This window comes from Sporomusa sp., from assembly GCF_057736855.1.
Window position 1 is genome coordinate 1 of record NZ_JBYKYF010000471.1, and the last position, 1555, is coordinate 1555.

General features: G+C 40.2%; 1 protein-coding gene. It reads left to right on the forward strand.

All coding sequences use genetic code 11. The features are described 5' to 3' along the window. Positions 1 to 392: 392 nt before the first annotated feature. A partial coding sequence (locus AC29Z1_RS17780) for an IS110 family RNA-guided transposase (RefSeq protein ID WP_488272764.1) occupies positions 393 to 1555 on the forward strand: 1163 nt, incomplete at its 3' end.

The window sequence follows — 1555 nt, forward strand, 5'->3', positions numbered from 1 at the left end:
TGTTTGATAAACGCACATGAGTTACTTAATATCTCAGATATTTATTTGTCACACGCAGTTCATCAGTAATAAAATAAAATTTAATGAAAACGAAATTTGTAATATTATTTAGTATCTTCATAATTAACTCTTCCGGTAAGCAAGTTTAATATTTATAAAAATTAGATTGATTATCTGCTGTTAAAACTGATATAATTTGAGTCGAAACAATGACATTTCTGGTGTTTTTTGTTGTTTGATGTAATTTATTTATATTATGAAAAATATTTAGGAGCATTCCTGTAATGAAACAAAATGACTTTTGAAAATAGAAGTACCTCCTGTTAGAATACAGGGTGTAAGGCTCGCGGGCTTACCCCTAATGAATAAGACTAACAACGGAGGTACGTAATATGAAGTATACACAAAATGAGAAGATTTTGCAAATAACAGAAAAGACACTGATTGTTGGAATTGATGTTGGTAGCGAGAAACATTATGCAAGAGCTTTTAATTTCAGAGGTGTAGAGTTTGGGAAGTTGCTGATCTTTGATAACAATGCCCAAGGGTTTGCAAACCTTATGGGATGGGCTGAAAAGATAGCCAGTACTAATGGTTTTACTGGCGTAACACTTGGTATGGAACCAACAGGGCATTATTGGTTCAACCTTGCTGAAAACACCATGAAAAGTGGTGCACGTATTGTACTTGTGAACCCGCATCATGTAAAGAAAAGCAAGGAACTGGATGACAATAATCCCAGCAAGACGGACCGTAAGGACCCCAAGACCATTGCTATGCTGGTCAAGGATGGCAGGTATATGGAGCCCTACATTCCTGAAGGGATCTACAAGGAACTGCGGACGGCCATGGACAGCCGCTGGCATCTTGTGAAGGAGATCTCAGCCATCAAGAACCGGATTAGCCGATGGATATACGTCTACTATCCTGAGTTCACAACAGTGTTCAAAGACTGGGAAGGGAAAGCAGCATTGTTGATACTTAACGAGTGCCCGACTCCTAAAAGGATTATAGAAAAAGGAATTGATGGTATCATTGCCATCTGGAAGAAGCACAAAATACGTGCTGTAGGGAGGAAAAGAGCTGTAAAACTCCTGGAAACAGCGAAGAATTCTATTGGAACTTCAGAAGGTCTTGTATCCGGGGAGAATGATCTGATGATACTGCTTGAGGATTATGAGAGGAAAATGCAGCAGTATGAAAGGACGATGGCCTTGATAGAAAGCTTGGCTATGCAGATTCCTGGATTTGAGAAGATGCTGGGAATCAAAGGTATTGGACTTATCACAGCTGCAGGATTTATTGCCGAGATTGGTGATATCTCAAGATTCAATCATCCAAAGCAGATACAGAAACTGGCGGGCTTGAGTCTTAAGGAAAACAGCTCGGGTAAGCATAAGGGCGAGACAACGATATGTAAAAGGGGACGAAAGCGGCTGCGGTATTACTTAACTTTTGGAATCATGCCGCTGCTATCAAAGAATGAGGAGTTCCGAGAGTTGCATAAGTACTATACCACCCGGAAGAACCGGCCCCTGAAGAAGATGCAGTCCCT